The organism is Bradyrhizobium sp. JR3.5 (assembly GCF_054057015.1).
In genome coordinates this window covers 3,144,013-3,161,409 of record NZ_JBSRYV010000001.1, presented here as the reverse complement: position 1 = coordinate 3,161,409, position 17,397 = coordinate 3,144,013, and the positions used below count along the sequence as shown (strand labels likewise).

Below are 17,397 nucleotides of genomic sequence, written 5' to 3'. Positions count from 1 at the left end.
TGATCGGCCCCGCGACTTCTGCAGCGGCGTGGCGTCGCCTCACGCGCACGTCACCGCCCGCGGCCGGGCCACCTGCGATCGGCGTTCTAGGCAGATCGAATGAGAAGCGTGCAGGTTCGTTGCGCGACATGCCCGCTTCGCGGCCGGTTGAGAAGGCCGCGCGTTTATCAAGCATTGCACGTGCCTTAGGCGGTTTGGTTCGCCGGGCGGCGGATTTTTGCGCAGCGCTGGACCGGGGGGAGAGGGCCTCGCCGAACAATCGGTCAAAAACCACAAATTTTAGTTCCAAATTCGGCTGACTTTAATCTGGCACGCCTTCTGCATGACCGTTTTGACCGATTCGCCGGCTGTTCCAAGAGAAGGGGAATATCGATGCATCCGAAATTTGACCGCCGCCACTTTCTAAAGAGTACGGCGGCAGCCGCGGTTGCTGCAGGTTACACGCAGATCAATCCTGATTTCTTTATCTCCGCGGCTCATGCGCAGGCCGGCAAGATCATGACCTTTCTGTCGGCCGAGAACATCACCGGCAACTGGGATCCGACCGCTCACACGACGCTTTCGCAGAAGAACATCGAAGGTTTCGTGATGGGCTTTCTCACCCGCACACCGATGAAGCTCGATAACCCGGGCGAGGTCGTCTACGAGCTCGCAACCGACATCAAGCTGCTCGATCCCAATCGCCTACAGATCAAGCTGCGCCAGGGCATCGTGTTTCACGATGGCAAGCCGTTCAAGGCGGAGGACGTCAAGGCCACCTTCGAATACGGATCCAAGTCGGATCGCCCGGCGCAATGGTATCCCGGCCCCAGCGAAACACTGAAGATCGAGACGCCCGACGACTATACTGTCGTCGTCGACACGTCGAAGGGCGGTTATCCGGCGCACCTTTTCATGTTCCTCGCGGCTTTCCTGCCGATCATGTCGGCGAAGGATATCGCGGGTGGGCCCGGCGGCGTGCTATCGCAGCGGCTCAACGGCACGGGTCCGTTCAAGTTCGTTGAGCAGCGCGGCAACGATACTGTGATGCAGGCCTTCGATGGCTACTTCAAGGGCAAGCCGGCCATCGCGGGGATCAACTTCACCTTCACCGGCGACTCCACGACCCGCATGCTCTCGCTGATGAACGGTCAGGCCTCGATAGTCGAGCGGCTGGAGCCCGAGCAGGTCGATACCGTGAAGGGAAATCCGAACATCCACATCAACCGAGTCGTGTCGGTCGAGAACAAGTATCTCTGGTTCCGCTGCTCAAAGCCGCCCTTCAACGATCCCCGCATCCGGCTTGCCGCCTGCCATGCCATCAATCGGGATCTCATCCTCGAAGTGCTGGGTTCGGCCGGCCACACGTCCTCGAATTTTGTCTCTCCGGTGAAGTTCGGTTATATCGATCTCGACAACTATCCGAAGTTCGATCCGCAGAAGTGCCAGGCCTTGCTCGCCGAGGCGGGCTTTCCGAACGGCAAGGGATTGCCGCCGCTCGAATATATCACATCGGTGGGCTTCTATCCCAAAACCAAGGAATACGGCGAAATCATCACCGCGATGCTCAACGAGCAGGGCTTCAATGTCAGCCTGACCGTGCTCGAGCCCGCGGCCTGGAATGAGCGGCTGTACCATCGTCCGGGCGGTGGTCCCGGCCACATGGTGGATTGCGGATGGTCGACCGGTTCGCCCGAGCCCGATCTGATCCTGCGCACGCATTTTCACTCCTCCTCGCATCGCATTTGCGGCATCGAAGATCCCGCCATCGATGCGAGCCTCGACAAGGAGCGCAGCGCTGCCACGCTCGAGGAGCGGAAGAAGATCCTCCAGACCGAGACGATGCCGTTGCTGGCCTCGAAGATGCCGGCCCTGGCGCTCTTCACCTCCGTGATGATTCACGCGATGCAGAAGGACTTCGAAGGCCTCTATATCTATCCGGATGGATCGATGGACGCTTCCAAGCCAGTCGCCTGACCATTGATGGCCGCCGCGTGCCGCGCTCGGGCGGCCCGCGGTTCGCTGCGCTTCCTAGGGAGCTCTGAGCATGTTCGTGCTGAATTTCCTGATGCGTCGTCTGGCTCAGGGCGTCCTGATCATATTTCTCGTCTCGCTGCTGATCTTCACGCTCCTGAGGATCGTGCCGGGCGATCCCGTGCGCTTGATGGCGGGCGGAATGGCACCCGAAGCGCTGATCGAGAAGATCGCGACCGATATGGGCTTGCGCGATCCGATCGTCGTTCAATTCGGGCGGTATATAGGGGGCGTCGTGCGCGGCGATCTCGGCCAGTCCTTTGTGCGACCCGCCAACGGAGCCGCGACGGGGGGCTCGAATTTCAACGACACCACGCGCGGCGAACGGGCGAAGGTCCTCAGCCTGATCCTGGAAGCCCTGCCCATGACGCTGCAGCTCGCAGCGGTGACGCTTGTGATCGCGCTGGCCTTCTCCGCGGTCGTCGGAATTGCCGGCGGCCTCGCGGTCGGACGCTGGCCGGACAAGCTCGCGTTCTACATCTCCTCGATCTTCATCTCGCTGCCCAACTTCTGGCTGGGGATCGTTCTCGCTCTGTTGTTCTCGGTCAAGCTCGGTTGGCTGCCGGCGATCGGCTACAACGGATTTGCGTACACGATACTCCCGGCGATCGTGCTCGCAGTCGAGCTGTCGCCGGTTCTGATACGGACGCTCGTCAGCTCCGTGTCGGCGCAGATGACGGAACCTTACGTCGCGGTGGGACATGTGCGGGGCCTTGGCCGCGGACGCATCATCGCCAACCATGCGCTCCGCAATGCCTCGGTGCCGCTGCTCAATCTGCTCGGAATTCAGTTCTCGAGCCTGCTCGGCGGAGTGATCATTGTCGAATACATCTTCGACTATCCGGGGCTTGGCCTCTTGACCATCAATGCGGTGCTCCAGCGCGACTTTCCGCTGATCCAGGGGATCGCCATCGTCACCAGCGCCATTTTCGTGCTGATCAACATCGCCGTCGATCTCGTCGCCACCACCATGGATCCAAGGCTCGAATATTAAGGCTCGAATATTGATGTCCGTCGCTACCGCCGCCGGTGCGCCGATCGCGCGCAAACCGGCCCAACGCTCCGTCGCCCGGCGCATCTTCGACCGGGCGGCTTCCACGCCGGGGTTTCGCGTCGGCCTCGGAATCTTCATCGTGCTCGCGCTTGCGACCGCGTGCTATCCGGAATTGAGCGGCCTTGATCCGACCAAGATGGATGTCAAGGCCCGCCTTCTGCCGCCACTCTTTCTGGGCAGCAACTGGAGCTGGGTCCATCCACTCGGCACCGATCAGATCGGCCGCGATATGCTGGTGCGCTCACTGGTCGGTCTGCGCTACTCGGTTCTGATCGGCGTTGCCTCCGTCATCGTCATGCTGGCGATCGGGTGTGCGCTCGGCACGATTGCAGGCTATTTCGGCGGGCGTACGGACGCCGTCATCATGCGGCTGACCGATGCCCAGCTCTCGATCCCGATGATCATTCTCGCGATTTCCGTCCTGGGCGTCTCCAGGCCCACAATTCCAGCGATCATCCTGGTGCTTGGGATTTCCAACTGGCCGGTCTATGCGCGCATCATGCGCAGCATCGTGATGACGGAGCGACAGCGCGAATATGTACGCGCTGCAAAGATCGGCGGTTCGACCGACCTTCGGATCATCCTGACCCTGCTGCTTCCCTTGCTACTGCCGCCGGTCCTGTTCACATCGGTCCTGGATGTGGCGCGCATGATGATCTTCGAGTCGACGCTCGGCTTTCTCGGGCTCGGGGTGCAGCCGCCGACGCCGACATTCGGCAACATCATCGCGGATGGACGCAAATACCTCCTCAACGCCTGGTGGATCGCCACCATGCCGGGTTTGTTCCTAGGTCTAACGCTGACCAGCATCAACCTGATCGGCGCATCGCTGGAGCGAGCGCGCAATGCAGTCCATGGAGGACTGGAAGGATGACGCGACCGCTTCTTTCACTCACGAATGTCACGGTCGCGGCCGGTCGCGCTGCGACGGCAAAGCCCGTGCTGGATGCCGTTTCACTGAGCCTGGCGCCGCGCGAGATTGTCGGTGTGGTCGGTGCCAGCGGCTCCGGCAAGACCGTCCTGTCCAAGGCCGTGGTCAATTGGCTGGAGCCGCCGCTGACGATGCGGTCCGGCGAGGTGCTATTCGAGGGGCGCGACATCTATGCGCTGCGCGGCGCGGACATGCGCATTCTGCGCCAGCGCATATCCTATGTCGGCGCCAATCCGATGGGGGCGCTCGATCCCACTTTGCCGGTCGGCGCCCAGATTGTCGAGAAGATGCGAGCGGTCGTGCCGGGCACATCGCGGCGGACGGCCGAACGCCGCATCATCGAGCTGCTGGATGCCGTGCGCATTCCTTCCGCGCGAAATCGCTTTCATGATTATCCCGCACAGTTCTCGGGCGGCATGATGCAGCGCGCGCTGATCGTCGATGCCCTCGTGACCAACCCCGTGCTCCTGGTCGCCGACAACGTCACCCAGCCGCTGGACGTCACCGTGGCGGCGCAGGTAATCCGGCTGATGAAGGAATTGACAACGACTTTCGACACCGCCGTCCTGTTCGTCTCATCCTCGCTGCCGGTTGCGCGCGAAGCCTGCTCGCGGATCCTCGTGATGGACGAGGGTCGCATCGTCGAGGAGCAGTCAACCGATGATCTGGTTGAGCGGCCTGTCTATCCCTATACGCGCGAGCTGATACGGCAGACTCCGAAGATATGGGGCGAAACCGTCTCGACGTCTCGTCATGACGACCAGCGCGAAGTGGTTCTCAGCCTGCGCGACGCTTCGCAGAGCTACAAGGTCAGAAAGAAGACCGGGTTTGGCGGCGTCAATCTCGTTCGCGCCGTTCGCAACGTCGCCTTCGATATCCGCCGCGGTGACAGCTTCGCGATCGTGGGTGAGTCCGGTTGCGGAAAATCGACCTTGATGCGGCTTCTGTGCAGGCTCGAGCTGCCGAGCTCGGGGCAGATTCTCTGCGCTGGCCGGGATATCGCGACACTCAAGGGCCGCTCGCTACTCGAGTTCCGCGGCAAGCTCCAGATGGTCCTGCAGGATCCCTTCGGTTCGCTGCCGCCGCGGACCGCGGTCGGAAAGATGCTGGAGGGGCCGCTGCGGACGCACGGGTGGCGCGACGAGGCCAGGATCCGCGAGCGCGTTCTGAAGGTGATGGGAGAAGTGGGCCTGCCGACCGAACTTTACGAGCAGCTTCCACTGGGGTTGAGCGCGGGACAACGGCAGCGCATCAATGTCGCCCGCGCGCTGGTGCTCGAGCCGGAAATCCTGATCATGGACGAAACGCTGTCGGCCCTCGACCAGGCCGAGCAGTTCAAGCTGCTCGATCTGTTCGAGAAGCTCCAGAAGGAATACGACCTGACCTACATCTTCATCTCGCATGATCTCGCGATGGTCAGGAAGGCCTGCAATCGGGTCGCCGTGATGTATCTCGGCGAAGTCTTCGAGCTCGCCGACAATGAGCGTCTGTTCTTCGACCCCGGCCATCCCTATACCAAGGCGCTTTTGAGTGCGATGCCGACGCTGGAGCCGCGTCGCTACCGGCCGGAGGAATGTCTGCTTGAGGGCGAGCCGCCGAGTCCGCTGGACATCCCCGCCGGCTGCAGCTTCCGCTCGCGCTGCCCGCAGGCCGTGGACAAGTGCAGTCGCCTTCAACCGAGCCTGACGGTGCGTGAGCGGCAGGATTTCGCCGCCTGTCATCTCGTCTTGCCGCCGACAGCGTCCGGAGGCATCGGTGGAGTGGGCACCACTGTCCCATGAGGCGAATCGTGAGAATGAATACGCGCCAGGAAACGGCCGCCAGTGCCGTGACAAGCGGGGAACGTCCATGAGCTTTACGGAGCATCGGCTCGAGCTGATCCGCGATTTGTTGCGGCAGAAGCAGCGGGTCCAGGTCAAGGATCTCGTCGACCAGCTCAAGGTCAGCCAGGAATCGATACGGCGCGACCTCAGGGAGCTTGAGACGCAGGGGTTTGCCCGGCGCGTCTATGGCGGGGCCGTGCTCGACCGGCAGGAGAGCGATCAGCCGTTCGCGGAGCGCCTGCGTGTCGGCGCGAGGGAGAAGGCGCGGATCGGCGAGGCGGCGGCAGCCCTGGTCAAGGACGGCATGAAGATATTCATCGACGAGGGAACAACGGCCCTTGCATGCCTGAAGCATCTCGAGATGCGCAAGGACCTCACGATCGTGAGCAATTCGCTGGCGGTCGCCGCCCACTTTTATTACGCGCCGACGCCGAGCGTTCGCGTGCTGGGCGGGCGGCTGCGACCCGATTATCAGGCGACGTTCGGTCCCGAGACGGTGGCGGCGATGAAGGAGCATTTCTTCGATCTGGCCCTTATCGCGATCAGCGCGGTTCATGCCGAGCGCGGCTTCATGGACTATGGCGAGGACGAGGCGATCATTCGCCGCCTCGCGCGTACGCAGGCAAGACGTTCGGTCATCCTCGCGGACAGCTCCAAGTTCGGCCGCCTCGGCTCGATCCACACGTTTGGCCTGCAAGACGTGCATGGCGTGGTCACGGGAGGCAGCTTGACCAAGGACTTTTCCGAGCAATTCCTCAAGTCTCACGTGGAAATCATCTATGCCTGACATCAACTCCGCGCGCGCTCCCATCAATCCATCCCGCCTTCAGGCGATGATGGACGAGCTTTCGTCGTTCGGCGGCGGCCCCGACGGATCCATGACGCGCTTGGCCCTCTCGAAGGAGGACGGTGCGGCTCGCGATTGGCTCGGCCGGTGGTTTGCCCGGAACGGATTCGCCCAGGCGGTCGATGGCATCGGCAATCAGTTCGGGAGCCTGTCACTCGCCGGCGCCAACGCGCCGGTGGTCATGGTCGGATCTCACATCGACAGCCAACCCAATGGCGGTCGCTTCGACGGCGCGCTCGGCGTCGTCTCGGCCTGCGAGGCGGTGCTTGCCGTGTCGGAAAGGCTGAAAGCCGAGAACAAGCTGCCGCTCTGCAACTTTCAGGTGGTGAACTGGACCAATGAGGAGGGCGCACGTTTCCAGCCGAGCTTGTTGGGAAGTTGCGTGTTCGCCGGGGCTCTCGAGCTCGAATGGGCACTCGACCGCAAAGATGGCGATGGCGTGAGCGTGCGCGAAGCCCTGTCGCGGATCGGTTATGCCGGCAAGGACAGCGTGGCGAGGCCGAGCGCACTGATCGAGCTTCACATCGAAGGCGACAAGGCGCTGTACGAAGCCAATGAGAAGTTCGGAATCTTCACCCGTTTCTGGGGCGCGACCAAATATCGTCTCGCCTTCCTCGGCCGGCAGGCCCATACGGGGCCGACCCCGATGGCGGAGCGCAAGGACGCACTGCTCGGTGCTGCCTATCTCATTGCGGATCTGAAACAGATCTCCGGCGAGCACGGTCTCGATCTGCATACGTCGGTCGGCCGCTTGGAGGTGTTTCCAAATTCACCCAACACGGTTCCGTCCGAGGCCGTTCTCTTCATCGAGTTGCGTTCGGGGTCACCCGAGATCCTCGCGGCGGCCGAACGGAAGATGAAGTTGGGAATTGAGGCTGTGGCGGAGAAGGCCGGAGTGACATTCGAGGTGCGGGCAATCGATCGTCGCAAGGCCGGCCGATTTGCGAAGGCGCTGATCTCGCTTGCGGAACGCACGGCCGGAAATTTCGGCGAAACGGCGCGACATCTCGATACGATCGGCGGCCATGACGCCGTGGCGCTGTCCGCCGTCTGTCCCTCGATCGTCCTGGCGGTCCGTTCCCGTGACGGCGTCATTCATCACCCGACCGAGTTCACGAGTGCAGCGGACCAGGCCTTGGGGACGCAGGTTCTGGCCGACATGCTTTACGCGATGGCCTGCGAGGGACTGCCAGCAAACGAGGTTGGGGCATGAAGAGGCTTGGTCGTCCGGGGACGGCGGCGGAGAAGCGCGCCGAGCGCGCAATCGGCAACATGCCGATCATCGACGCGAACAGGGCGCTGTATGAATTGTCCGCGTTCCCGGTGGCGTCGCCGTCCTACCACGCGGTCGAATCCACCACATTCAACATCGCGCTCGGCGGCAATGGCGCAAGTCTCCTTCTTCGGCTTGCGAACGACGAGGTCGCCGGACTGGTCGATGACGAGGTGGCCTTTGTGGCGGCACAACGCCTTCACGGCTTGGGCCTGTCGCCCGCCCCCGGTCGCGCGTGCCCCGGCCGAGAGGGCCGTGCTGTTTTCGCGTCTCGGCGATGGCTGGCGTACGGCGAAGATCGATGATCTGATGCAGGGAGCTGCGGTCGTCCGGCTCGTCGACATGCAGAAGACGATCGCCGCAGGAGAACCTCTAGGACGGTCCTGGTCGGTTTTCGACGGCATTGATCGGCTTTGGCCGCTGGTCGCGACGTCAAGCGCCGTGCTTCCCGGAGACGTGGACTGGATGTTGGCCTGGATGACCTCCATCCGGGAAGCGATTTCTGCCGCCGGTGTCGAGCTGAAACCGGCGCATGGCGACCCGCAGTGCTCCAACGTGATGCTCGGTCCGAACGATGCGATGATGCTGGTCGATTTCGACATGGCCGGCGACATCGACCCCTATTATCAACTGGGTGTTCAGATGAACGAGCTTTATCAGTTCGAGAGCCAGATGAAGCCGCTTCTGGAAATGCACGATGGCCAGTTCAGCGAAAAGGCTTTCACAGCCGATGCCGGCTCTATGCGGCCGCCGACGATCTGTACTGGGCGCTCCGCAGCCTGCTGCAGGATGTACGTTCGCCCCTCCAGGGCGTGGAATTCCTGAAATATGCATCGTGGCGCTTCCTGCGTTGCCGGATGTTGCTGGGGCATCCCAGTTTCGAAGAACGCGTACGATCTCTCTAGCGTAGGTGGGACAGTGTGATGATGGAGCTGGGAGCAGGCCGGTCCGATGCCGAGCGGGCGCTGGAGGCGGCTATCGTTCAGGTCGAGGCCTGGAAGGGATTTCGCCTGACTTACACGCCAGTAGCGGGCGGCATCAGCAATACCAATTTTCGTGTCGCGGTCGAAGGCGACCCGGTCGGATACTTCGTCAAGATACCCGGACGTGGCACCGAGATGTTCATAGATCGTCGCGCGGCGCGGGCCGCAAGCAAGCAGGCGGAGATCATGGCGGTTGGGCCCCGGACCTTCGACTATCTCGGTCACCTGGACATCGAAGTATCCGAGTTCCTGGATGATCGCAGAGCTTCGACCCATCGCGATTTCGTCGATCCGCTGTTTCGGACCAACGTCGTCAGCATGTACCGCCGCTTTCACGACGGAGAGCCGCTTCCGCTGACGAAGACCGTGTTCGACATGATCGACGAGCACTATGACCAGGTGAGACAGGTCGGCGGCCACTGGCCGGAAGACCACGTCTGGCTGCACCGTCAGTACGCGCAGGCCCGCGCGGCACTTGAAGCGGCCGGACTCGATCTTGTGCCCTGCTTCAACGATCCCATGCCCGGGAATTTCCTCGTTGGACAAGACAGCTCGATCAAGCTGATCGATTTCGAATATGCATCGAACAATGAGAGGCTTTACGATCTCGCGATCTGGAGCGGCGAGCACTTCTTCTCCGAGGATATCGAACAGGAAATCATCGAGGAGTATTTCGGCTCCTATAGCAAGCAGCGACATGCGCGATTCATCGTCCACAAGGCGCTCGCCGATATCAAGTGGAGCGCCTGGGCGATGGTGCAGAACCGCATCTCGACGCTGGATTTCGACTTCTACAAATACGGCATATGGAAGCACATGCGGGCCCGTTCCATCATCAATGATCCGCGTTGGCCGCTGTTCTTGAAGGCGCTATGATGGGTTACTCCGCCGTCGCGGCCGATGATGCCGATGCCTATCTGTCCTTTGCGGCCGAGCTCGCGGATTTGGTCAGGCCGGTCGTGCTGTCTTATTTTCGTACGCCGCTGGATGTCGTTTCCAAATCCGATGACAGCCCGGTGACGATTGCCGATCGTACTGTCGAGCTGCGTCTCAGGGAGCGGATCGAGGAGCGTTTTCCGGAACATGGTATCATCGGTGAGGAGATCGGGGGCAAGCCGGGCGGCGCCTTCACCTGGATCGTCGATCCCATCGACGGCACCAAGAGCTTCATCACCGGCTTTCCGCTCTTCGGTACGCTGATCGCGCTGACCTATGAGGAGCAGCCGTTCTGCGGCCTGATCGACGTTCCCTTCACAGGGGAGCGGTGGACAGGGAAGCCGGGTCTGGCGCTGTTCGGCAGTAGATTGGCGCGCACCAGCACGTGCGAGCGCATTGCGGATGCGCGCTTCTACACGACGTCGCCCGATATGTTCACGGGCGCAGACGCAGAGGCGTTCGAGCGGATTTCGAAAGCCGCTAGATTGCGCCGTTTTGGTGGAGATTGTTACGTCTACGGTCTGCTCGCGTCGGGACACTGCGACATCGTTCTCGAGACCGGACTCCAGGCGCACGACTACATGGCGCTGATTCCGATCGTGGAGGGCGCCGGAGGCTGCATGACGGATTGGGCGGGACGTCCACTCACGATTCGTTCGGAAGGACATGTGCTGGCAGCTGCCACGCCGAAGCTTCATGCTGAAGCGCTGGCTCTGATCCGCGGGTAGAGATCATGCCGTACAAGATGACTATCGACGGGACGGTCCATGGTTTCGCCGACCTCAGAGATCTCCTGGCCAAGGCCACGCCCGAGCGGTCCGGTGATCAGCTTGCCGGGATCGCGGCGAACGGTCCGGTCGAGCGGCTCGCCGCGCAGATGGCGCTTGCAGACCTCCCGCTCAAGACCTTTGTAGGGGAGGAAGTCATCCCCTCCGAGACGGACGAGGTCACGCGCCTCATCATGCAAAGCCATGATCCCGCGGCCTTCGCGATCGTCTCATCGCTGACCGTCGGCGAATTACGCGAGTGGCTGCTCAAGCCTGAGACGACTCAGCGGCAGCTCGAGGCCGTGACGCCCGGTTTGACGCCAGAGATGGTGGCCGGGGTCTCGAAGATCATGCGGCTGCAGGACCTGATTTCAGTGGCGTCCAAGCGCGAGGTGGTAACGCGCTTCCGGTCGACGATCGGGCTCAAGGGACGGCTATCGACCCGCAATCAGCCCAACCATCCGACGGATGATTCCTATGGCATCGTCGCCTCGGCAATCGATGGCCTCCTCATGGGATCGGGCGACGCCGTGATCGGTGGTCAATCCGGCGACCGATAGTGTGGAAGACTATCTCCGTATCGTTTCGCTGCTGGATGAACTGCGCGCGTGCCTCTCCATTCCGACACAAACATGTTGCCTGGGCCACGTGACAACGGCGCTGAAGGCCATCGCGGCCAATGCGCCCGTGGATCTCGTGTTTCAGTCGATTGCGGGGTCGCAGAAGGCAAATGAGGGATTCGGCGTTAGTCTATCGATCCTGAGGGAAGCCCATGAGGCCGTGCGGGGCCTCGGTCGCAGCGCAGCCGACGCCAACCTGATGTATTTCGAGACCGGGCAGGGGGCAGCTCTTTCGGCCGACGCGAATTTCGGCGTCGATCAGCAGACCATGGAAGCCCGTGCCTATGCAGTTGCGCGCGAGTTCAGCCCGCTGCTCGTCAACACCGTTGTCGGCTTCATTGGTCCGGAGTATCTGTTCAATGGCAAGCAGATCATCCGCGCCGGCCTCGAGGATCATTTCTGCGGCAAACTGCTCGGCTTACCGATGGGGGTGGACGTCTGCTACACCAACCATGCTGATGCCGACCAGGAGGACATGGACGCGCTACTAACGCTACTCTGTGCGGCCAACGTCAATTTCGTCATCACTGTTCCCGGCGCCGACGACGTGATGCTGAACTACCAGTCGCTCGCGCATCACGACGCGGTCTATTGTCGCGAAATCCTCAAACGACCGCCGGCGCCGGAGTTCGAGCGATGGCTCTTCGACATCGGGCTGACCGACAGCGGCGGCCGGCTTCTGGAGGCGCCCCCGCGGCTCGTGAACCATATGGCGAATGCCCGGCTGCTCGGAGCATGACATGAGGAACGAACTCGATCGAAAGCCGGCAGCGGCGCTCGATCTCCGGAAGATGACCCAGGCCCGGGTACGTCTCGGCCGGTTCGGTGCGGGGCTGCCGACACGCGCGGCGCAGACTTTCCTCCTCGATCATGCGCGGGCACGGCAGGCCGTCTGGTCCGACGTCAATTGGCTCCCGGTCCGGGGCCGGCCTGGCCGATCTGGAGCTGGGAATTGTCGAGGTCGAAAGCCAGGCTCCAGACCGCGCCACCTACGTCCGTCGTCCGGACCTCGGCCGAAAACTCTCGTTGCAGGCGGCGGAGCGCCTCGCCGCCATCCGTTCGAACCATGACATCCTCATCGTTATTGCGGACGGATTGTCCGCCAGCGCGATCGATACAAACGCGCGGCCGTTGACGCGGGCCGTCGTCGAGCGTCTTTCGGCACGGCAGCTTTCCATTGCTCCTCTGGTTCTGGCGTCGCAGGCGCGGGTCGCGCTCGCCGATCCCATCGCCGAGATCGTCGGTGCGAGGATCTCGATCGTGATTATCGGCGAACGGCCCGGCCTTTCGGCGGCCGACAGCCTCGGGGTCTATATGACCTGCTCGCCTCGGCCGGGCACGCCCGATTCAAGACGAAACTGCATATCCAACGTCCGCATCGGCGGGCTTGCCATCGACTGCGCAGCTGATGGCGTGGCGTCGCTTGTCTCGAATATGCTGAGAACAGGTGTCAGCGGAGTTGGGTTGAAGGACGCCATGGCGGCACTGCCGCGCGACTGACGTTCGGGCAGCCGTTCGTCTACGGCCAGGGTTTGGTTTAGAGCCGCTCCGTACGGCAGCCTAAACCCCGGCAGAGGCTCCACTTATTGATGCGGAGATTCTGTTCAGACAATCGGGACCGGCTCAATGGATTGGATTGAGAGTTCGGGCTTTTCAATTGCTTAGAAGGCGGCGTGTGCATGACGTGTGCACCGGGAGATCAAGAAAAATCTCACCACGGCCAACGCGAGCACGCTTATGGCGCATGAGCAGGAACAGCATTTTCGAAGGTAGGAGCCCGGCGAATGCCAATAGGGCGCGCAAATCGGATATCTGTGCGATCGGGGTGGTTGCTATCTTGAAGCGCGTTGACAGAACTCAATCCCGCGATCCTATGAAGGTTACGCCACCAACGGCCGCATTTGCTCTTCGAACATCGGGCGCCTGCATCGTCAACGGTGTGAAACGCATCAACCAGCCAGTCTACGAAGTAATAAATGGATTGCCTTTGCGCGATTGAGTGGGAGTAGTGCGGCCGGCTGCTATCGCGCAGTTTGGCGTAGCTGGGTGAAGTGTTCTCGCACCGAGGACGTCGATCGGCGCCGCGAGCCTTGCTTATCCCGATCGAGGTCGGCATTCCACCACGTTTTCGCTATTGGAGCATTGTAGCGCGATTAATCGTAGAGAAGGCGATGGTCCATGGCTCAGTGTGGAGCGGCAGCCCTTAAGGAGAAGATGCCGACGTATCGCCGACAAGACCAAATAGACAAGAGCATCATTGTGCTCGATCTTCGGTAAATTGAATGGACATCCAAATAAATTCGGTGATCTAGTGCGGCTGCGGCAACATGACAGGGAGAACGCTGCTTGCAGAAAGCGGAGAAGCGGGCGCGCGGACGGCCGGTGGGGTCGTCGGACCAGGGGGTGAAACGGCAGGAATTCGTCGTCGCCGTGATGAAGGCGATTGCCGAACGTGGCTACAAGGATGTGACTGTTGCGACGATCTGCGAGGCGGCCGGTTTCTCGCGCGGCCTGATTGCGCACTATTTCCCCGGCAAGGACGCGTTGCTTCTGCATGCCGTGGGTGAGGTGGCCAAGGAATTCGAGCAAGCCACCCGAGCTGCGGCCGACGCGGCCGGTCCAGATCCACTCGACCGCCTGCGCGCTATCGTCACTGCAAGCTTTCGCGCGCCGGTATTCACGCCGGAACGGGTCCTCGTCTGGGTCGCTCTTGCGAGTACCTCGCGCTGGTCCCCCGAGCTCGCCGAGATCTACCGAAAGCTTTATCGGCCCTACCGTCGTGGACTGTCCCATCTCATGCAGCGCGCGGCGGATGCCCGCGGCGCAAAGATCAATCCTGACCGCCTCGCGATAACCCTCACTCAGCTCACAGAAGGATTGTGGTCCGGTTGGGCGGCCGATCCGAAGACGGTCTCGGCCGCAGAGGGGGAGGCCGCATGCCACGATCTGCTCGACGCATTCTTTCCATCACGACGGGCGGCGCCTTAGCGCCAGTCCCGCGCGTTGGATGAAGCAGAGGATCGCCGCGCTATTTGCGCTTCTTCATCGCGCGCAAATCGATCGCGCCGACAATGGTTCGAGGGTCTAGCCCGGGTGCAAAAATCTGCGCCTTGTTGATCTTTTCAGTCGCCGTCACAGGCATCCGATCCAGAAAGAGCATCCACCCAGGTGCCTTGTAGTAGGCGAGTTGGTGATTGCAATAGTCAACGATGCCTCGCGCGAGCTGAAGATCGGCCGTGTGACCCGGAGCCGGCACCACGCAGGCAAAGACCTCTTCTCCCGCCTTTTCGTCAGGAACGGCAAGGATCGCGATCTGACGAACGGCAGGATGTCGGCACAGCACGGTTTCCACTTCGGTGGCGGCAATGTTCTCCCCGGATCGGCGGATCATATTCTTGCGTCGGTCGACAAAATAGATGGTCCCGGTTACGTCCTGGCGGACAATGTCGCCCGAGTGCCACCAGCCGCCGCGCCAACCCGCTTCGGTCGCAGTCGCGTCGTCGAGATAACCCGCAAAGAAGCCTCGTCGCGGATCCTCGCCCGCCAATCGCGCGACAAGCTCACCTTCGGTGCCGGAGGCCACCTCGCGGTCGCGATCGTCGACCACTTTCGTCTCCAGGGGGGCGACCGGACGTCCGATCGCACGGACGCCAATCGGACGCGGCTCTTGATCGTTCGCCGTCCAGCGCCCAACTTCGGTCATGCCCCATACCTCAAGGTGCGGGATTCCAAAGCGTTCCTCGAATTCGCGGTGAATGGCCGGCTCCATTCCTGCTCCGAAGCCAAATCTCACACTGTGCGCGCGCTCATCCGAGGATTTGTCCAGCGCGACCAGGGCCTGCGGCACGGCTCCGATGTAATGGATGATCGTTGCGCGGGTGGTCGAGACCTCGCGCCACCATCGCTTTGCCGAAAAATGCTCGGGGCGGATCACGCACCCCTGCGACAGCAGCATCGGCATCAGCGCGACCACGCCGGCGTGGACATGGAATACCGGCATCGGGTTGAACAGCCGATCCCTGCCAGGCTCGATCGAGAAACGGCCACTACTCTTCGACAGTGTGAAGAACCATTCTCCGGCCGATAGCCAGTAATCGTTTGTTACCAGGCAGCCCTTTGGGCGTCCGGTCGTACCAGAGGTGTAGAAAACACCAGCCTCGGTGTTGCGATCGAGAGGTTCCGGTGCAGCACGCCGGGCAGGTGGTGGCAACTGTTCCATATCGTCGGTTGCAATCACAACGAACTGGTTTGCCAGCTCGGCTGCGACCGCAGTCAGCCGGTCGACGTGATGCCGAAGGGCGACCGCGAGCACGGCGCCACTGTGCCTCATCTGATAGAGCAGCTCGGCGTGGCGATGGTCGGGATTGACGGGCACCACGCTTGAGCCGACCGCGTTGAGCGCGAGGAGGTGAAGGAAATAGTCCGGCCTGTTCTCAACGAGGAGGGCGACGCGATGCCCAGGTCCATATCTCGCCCGTCTGTAGCGCTCGACGAGGGCTGAGACGCGCTGCATCGCCTCGAGATAGGTCCATTCAAGACCATCGGGCGCATAGGATGTTCCCTCCGGTACGCAGACGAACGGGTTGTGCGGCGCCGCGGCAGCGCTCGCCCGAAATGCTTCGAAAATCGTATCGGCCACCTGTCGTCGTTCTCCTGCATTCGTCGCGGTGGCGATCAGACGGGGCGCCTGAGGCCCGTTCGAACTACGCACGCGACCGCCGTCTTGTCATTGGTCAGGCACCCGGCTTGTGCGCGCCCACCAATTCATGGGCAGGCCCCCGTTGATGGCCAACCTCGTTTTTCCGGCGTCGGGTTCGATCCTAGAGCGGGGACGCAAGAAGGCAACAATAATTTTGTTGAACGTCCGACAAATTATGCCATAATGGCGGCAGCAAAAAAGACAGAACGAGCCTGGGAGGTGTGAGCATGCTGTGGAGGTTGATGGGAGCTGCGGTGACATCGCTGGTTGTTGTGGGCTCTGGCTTGGCTCCGGCGGCTCGAGCGGCGTCAGACACCCCGGTCAAGGTCGGCGTTCTGGGCGATCAGTCTTCGGTCTACTCGGCCGCGGGCGGGCGCGGCAGCGTCGAGGCAGCAAAGCTCGCTGCGGAAGATGCCGGACAGGTGCTTGGAAAGCCCGTCGAGATCGTCTCGGCGGATTTCCAGTTGAAGGTCGATGTTGGCGTGGCAATTGCCAGAAAGTGGTACGACGAAGACAACGTCGATGCGATCATCGACGTACCGTTTTCGGGCCTTGCGCTGGCCATCGCCGATATGACCAGAACAAAGAAGAAGCTCGCGCTCTTCAACGCCGCGGCGAGCTCCGAGCTGACCGGAGCGAAATGCTCGCCCTATGTGGCGCAATGGACCTACGACACCTATTCGCTCGGCCACGGCCCAACCAGCGGGCTCGTCAGCCGCGGTGAAAACAGCTGGTTCTTCCTGACCAACGACACCGTGTTCGGCGCCAGCCTCGAAGGCGATGCCTCCGCTGCGGTCAAGGCCGAGGGCGGGACGGTGGTCGGATCGGTTCGCACGCCGACCGCATCGACGGATTTCTCGTCGTTTCTGCTGCAGGCGCAGGCTTCCAAGGCGAAAGTGATCGGCCTCGTCGAGGCCGGAGCTGATCTCGCGACCGTTCTCAAGCAGGGCGAAGAATTCGGTGTGAAGGCGCGTGGGCAACGCTTCGCGGCATTGATGGCCACGATCGACGCGATCCATGGCGTCGGCCTCAAGGATGCGCAGGGCATCATCGTTGCCGAGGCGTTCTACTGGGACCAGAACGACGAGACGCGGGCCTTCGCAAGGCGGTTCTACCAGCGGATGGGGGCCATGCCGACGCAGGTCCAGGCCGGCGCCTACAGCGTCGTTAATCATTATTTGAAGGCGCTCAAGGCGGTGGGCTCGAAGGACCCCGACAAGGTCATGGCCAAGATGCGGGAAATGCCGATCAACGACTTCATGTCGCATAATGCCAGGCTGCGAGCCGATGGCCGCGTGATGAGGAATCTGTATCTGTTCGAGGTCAAGTCGCCCAAGGAATCGAAGGGCGAGTGGGACTATTACAAGCAGATTGCCGTCATCCCGGCGGACAAGGCGGTCCGGCCACTCGATCAGGGCGGCTGCCCTCTGATCAGTCAATGATCGCGGACT

General features: G+C 61.9%; 14 protein-coding genes and 2 pseudogenes. 15 read left to right on the top strand and 1 reads right to left on the bottom strand.

Annotation, left to right across the window (positions count from 1 at the left end; genetic code table 11):
- The first annotated feature begins 372 nt into the window (after positions 1-372).
- The 14 genes and pseudogenes from ACVWW1_RS15930 (at position 373) to ACVWW1_RS15865 (ending at position 14,235) form a co-directional block, all read left to right on the top strand.
- Positions 373-1,956, top strand: a complete 1,584-nt coding sequence (locus ACVWW1_RS15930) for an ABC transporter substrate-binding protein (protein WP_456656480.1) — start codon at positions 373-375, stop codon at positions 1,954-1,956.
- A 70-nt stretch (positions 1,957-2,026) separates the two neighbouring features.
- The gene (locus ACVWW1_RS15925) at positions 2,027-3,007 is read left to right on the top strand and encodes an ABC transporter permease (protein ID WP_456656479.1); all 981 of its coding nucleotides are present in this window, start codon (positions 2,027-2,029) and stop codon (positions 3,005-3,007) included.
- 13 nt (positions 3,008-3,020) lie between these two features.
- The gene (locus ACVWW1_RS15920; protein WP_456656478.1) at positions 3,021-3,941 is read left to right on the top strand and encodes an ABC transporter permease; all 921 of its coding nucleotides are present in this window, start codon (positions 3,021-3,023) and stop codon (positions 3,939-3,941) included.
- On the top strand, positions 3,938-5,779 hold the full coding sequence (locus ACVWW1_RS15915; RefSeq protein WP_456656477.1) for an ABC transporter ATP-binding protein: 1,842 nt from the start codon (positions 3,938-3,940) through the stop codon (positions 5,777-5,779). Before ACVWW1_RS15920 ends, ACVWW1_RS15915 begins: the two co-directional genes overlap by 4 nt.
- A 67-nt stretch (positions 5,780-5,846) precedes the next feature.
- A complete protein-coding gene (locus ACVWW1_RS15910; protein WP_456656476.1) occupies positions 5,847-6,608 on the top strand; it encodes a DeoR/GlpR family DNA-binding transcription regulator in 762 nt (253 codons plus the stop codon).
- On the top strand, positions 6,601-7,881 hold the full coding sequence (locus ACVWW1_RS15905) for an allantoate amidohydrolase (protein WP_456656475.1): 1,281 nt from the start codon (positions 6,601-6,603) through the stop codon (positions 7,879-7,881). The genes ACVWW1_RS15910 and ACVWW1_RS15905 overlap by 8 nt, the downstream gene beginning before the upstream one ends.
- 59 nt (positions 7,882-7,940) lie before the next feature.
- A complete protein-coding gene (locus ACVWW1_RS15900) occupies positions 7,941-8,246 on the top strand; it encodes a hypothetical protein (RefSeq protein ID WP_456656474.1) in 306 nt (101 codons plus the stop codon).
- Positions 8,247-8,283: 37 nt separating this feature from the next.
- Positions 8,284-8,766, top strand: a complete 483-nt coding sequence (locus ACVWW1_RS15895; protein WP_456656473.1) for a phosphotransferase family protein — start codon at positions 8,284-8,286, stop codon at positions 8,764-8,766.
- Between the two features lie 98 nt (positions 8,767-8,864).
- Positions 8,865-9,800, top strand: coding sequence for a phosphotransferase (locus tag ACVWW1_RS15890; protein ID WP_456656472.1), 936 nt, complete (start codon positions 8,865-8,867; stop codon positions 9,798-9,800).
- A complete protein-coding gene (hisN, locus tag ACVWW1_RS15885) occupies positions 9,800-10,588 on the top strand; it encodes a histidinol-phosphatase (RefSeq protein ID WP_456656471.1) in 789 nt (262 codons plus the stop codon). The genes ACVWW1_RS15890 and hisN overlap by 1 nt, the downstream gene beginning before the upstream one ends.
- A gap of 5 nt (positions 10,589-10,593) precedes the next feature.
- Positions 10,594-11,986: pseudogene (locus ACVWW1_RS15880) on the top strand (ethanolamine ammonia-lyase subunit EutB).
- A pseudogene (locus ACVWW1_RS15875) lies at positions 11,964-12,095 on the top strand (hypothetical protein); the annotation flags it as partial. The pseudogenes ACVWW1_RS15880 and ACVWW1_RS15875, both read left to right, overlap by 23 nt.
- Positions 12,096-12,117: 22 nt before the next feature.
- Positions 12,118-12,747 (top strand): ethanolamine ammonia-lyase light chain EutC, encoded by a 630-nt coding sequence (locus tag ACVWW1_RS15870; protein ID WP_456656470.1) that lies wholly within the window; start codon positions 12,118-12,120, stop codon positions 12,745-12,747.
- Positions 12,748-13,593: 846 nt separating this feature from the next.
- Entirely contained in the window at positions 13,594-14,235 is a 642-nt protein-coding gene (locus ACVWW1_RS15865; RefSeq protein ID WP_456656469.1) for a TetR family transcriptional regulator C-terminal domain-containing protein, read from the top strand.
- A gap of 40 nt (positions 14,236-14,275) precedes the next feature.
- Here the strand turns inward: ACVWW1_RS15865 and ACVWW1_RS15860 are convergent, their stop codons facing one another.
- Positions 14,276-15,886, bottom strand: coding sequence for an AMP-binding protein (locus ACVWW1_RS15860; protein WP_456656468.1), 1,611 nt, complete (start codon positions 15,884-15,886; stop codon positions 14,276-14,278).
- A gap of 287 nt (positions 15,887-16,173) precedes the next feature.
- Between ACVWW1_RS15860 and ACVWW1_RS15855 the strand changes: the two genes are divergently transcribed.
- Positions 16,174-17,388: an ABC transporter substrate-binding protein gene (locus ACVWW1_RS15855; RefSeq protein WP_456656467.1), complete on the top strand. Its 1,215-nt coding sequence runs from the start codon at positions 16,174-16,176 to the stop codon at positions 17,386-17,388.
- Positions 17,389-17,397 lie beyond the last annotated feature (9 nt).

What these genes read in the sequence shown, in the direction of transcription:
- ACVWW1_RS15930 (WP_456656480.1), top strand. Translation starts at nt 373, where the DNA reads ATGCATCCGAAATTTGACCGCCGCCACTTTCTAAAGAGTACGGCGGCA.
- ACVWW1_RS15925 (WP_456656479.1), top strand. Translation starts at nt 2,027, where the DNA reads ATGTTCGTGCTGAATTTCCTGATGCGTCGTCTGGCTCAGGGCGTCCTG.
- ACVWW1_RS15920 (WP_456656478.1), top strand. Translation starts at nt 3,021, where the DNA reads ATGTCCGTCGCTACCGCCGCCGGTGCGCCGATCGCGCGCAAACCGGCC.
- ACVWW1_RS15915 (WP_456656477.1), top strand. Translation starts at nt 3,938, where the DNA reads ATGACGCGACCGCTTCTTTCACTCACGAATGTCACGGTCGCGGCCGGT.
- ACVWW1_RS15910 (WP_456656476.1), top strand. Translation starts at nt 5,847, where the DNA reads ATGAGCTTTACGGAGCATCGGCTCGAGCTGATCCGCGATTTGTTGCGG.
- ACVWW1_RS15905 (WP_456656475.1), top strand. Translation starts at nt 6,601, where the DNA reads ATGCCTGACATCAACTCCGCGCGCGCTCCCATCAATCCATCCCGCCTT.
- ACVWW1_RS15900 (WP_456656474.1), top strand. Translation starts at nt 7,941, where the DNA reads ATGCCGATCATCGACGCGAACAGGGCGCTGTATGAATTGTCCGCGTTC.
- ACVWW1_RS15895 (WP_456656473.1), top strand. Translation starts at nt 8,284, where the DNA reads ATGCAGAAGACGATCGCCGCAGGAGAACCTCTAGGACGGTCCTGGTCG.
- ACVWW1_RS15890 (WP_456656472.1), top strand. Translation starts at nt 8,865, where the DNA reads ATGATGGAGCTGGGAGCAGGCCGGTCCGATGCCGAGCGGGCGCTGGAG.
- hisN (WP_456656471.1), top strand. Translation starts at nt 9,800, where the DNA reads ATGGGTTACTCCGCCGTCGCGGCCGATGATGCCGATGCCTATCTGTCC.
- ACVWW1_RS15870 (WP_456656470.1), top strand. Translation starts at nt 12,118, where the DNA reads ATGCGCGGGCACGGCAGGCCGTCTGGTCCGACGTCAATTGGCTCCCGG.
- ACVWW1_RS15855 (WP_456656467.1), top strand. Translation starts at nt 16,174, where the DNA reads ATGCTGTGGAGGTTGATGGGAGCTGCGGTGACATCGCTGGTTGTTGTG.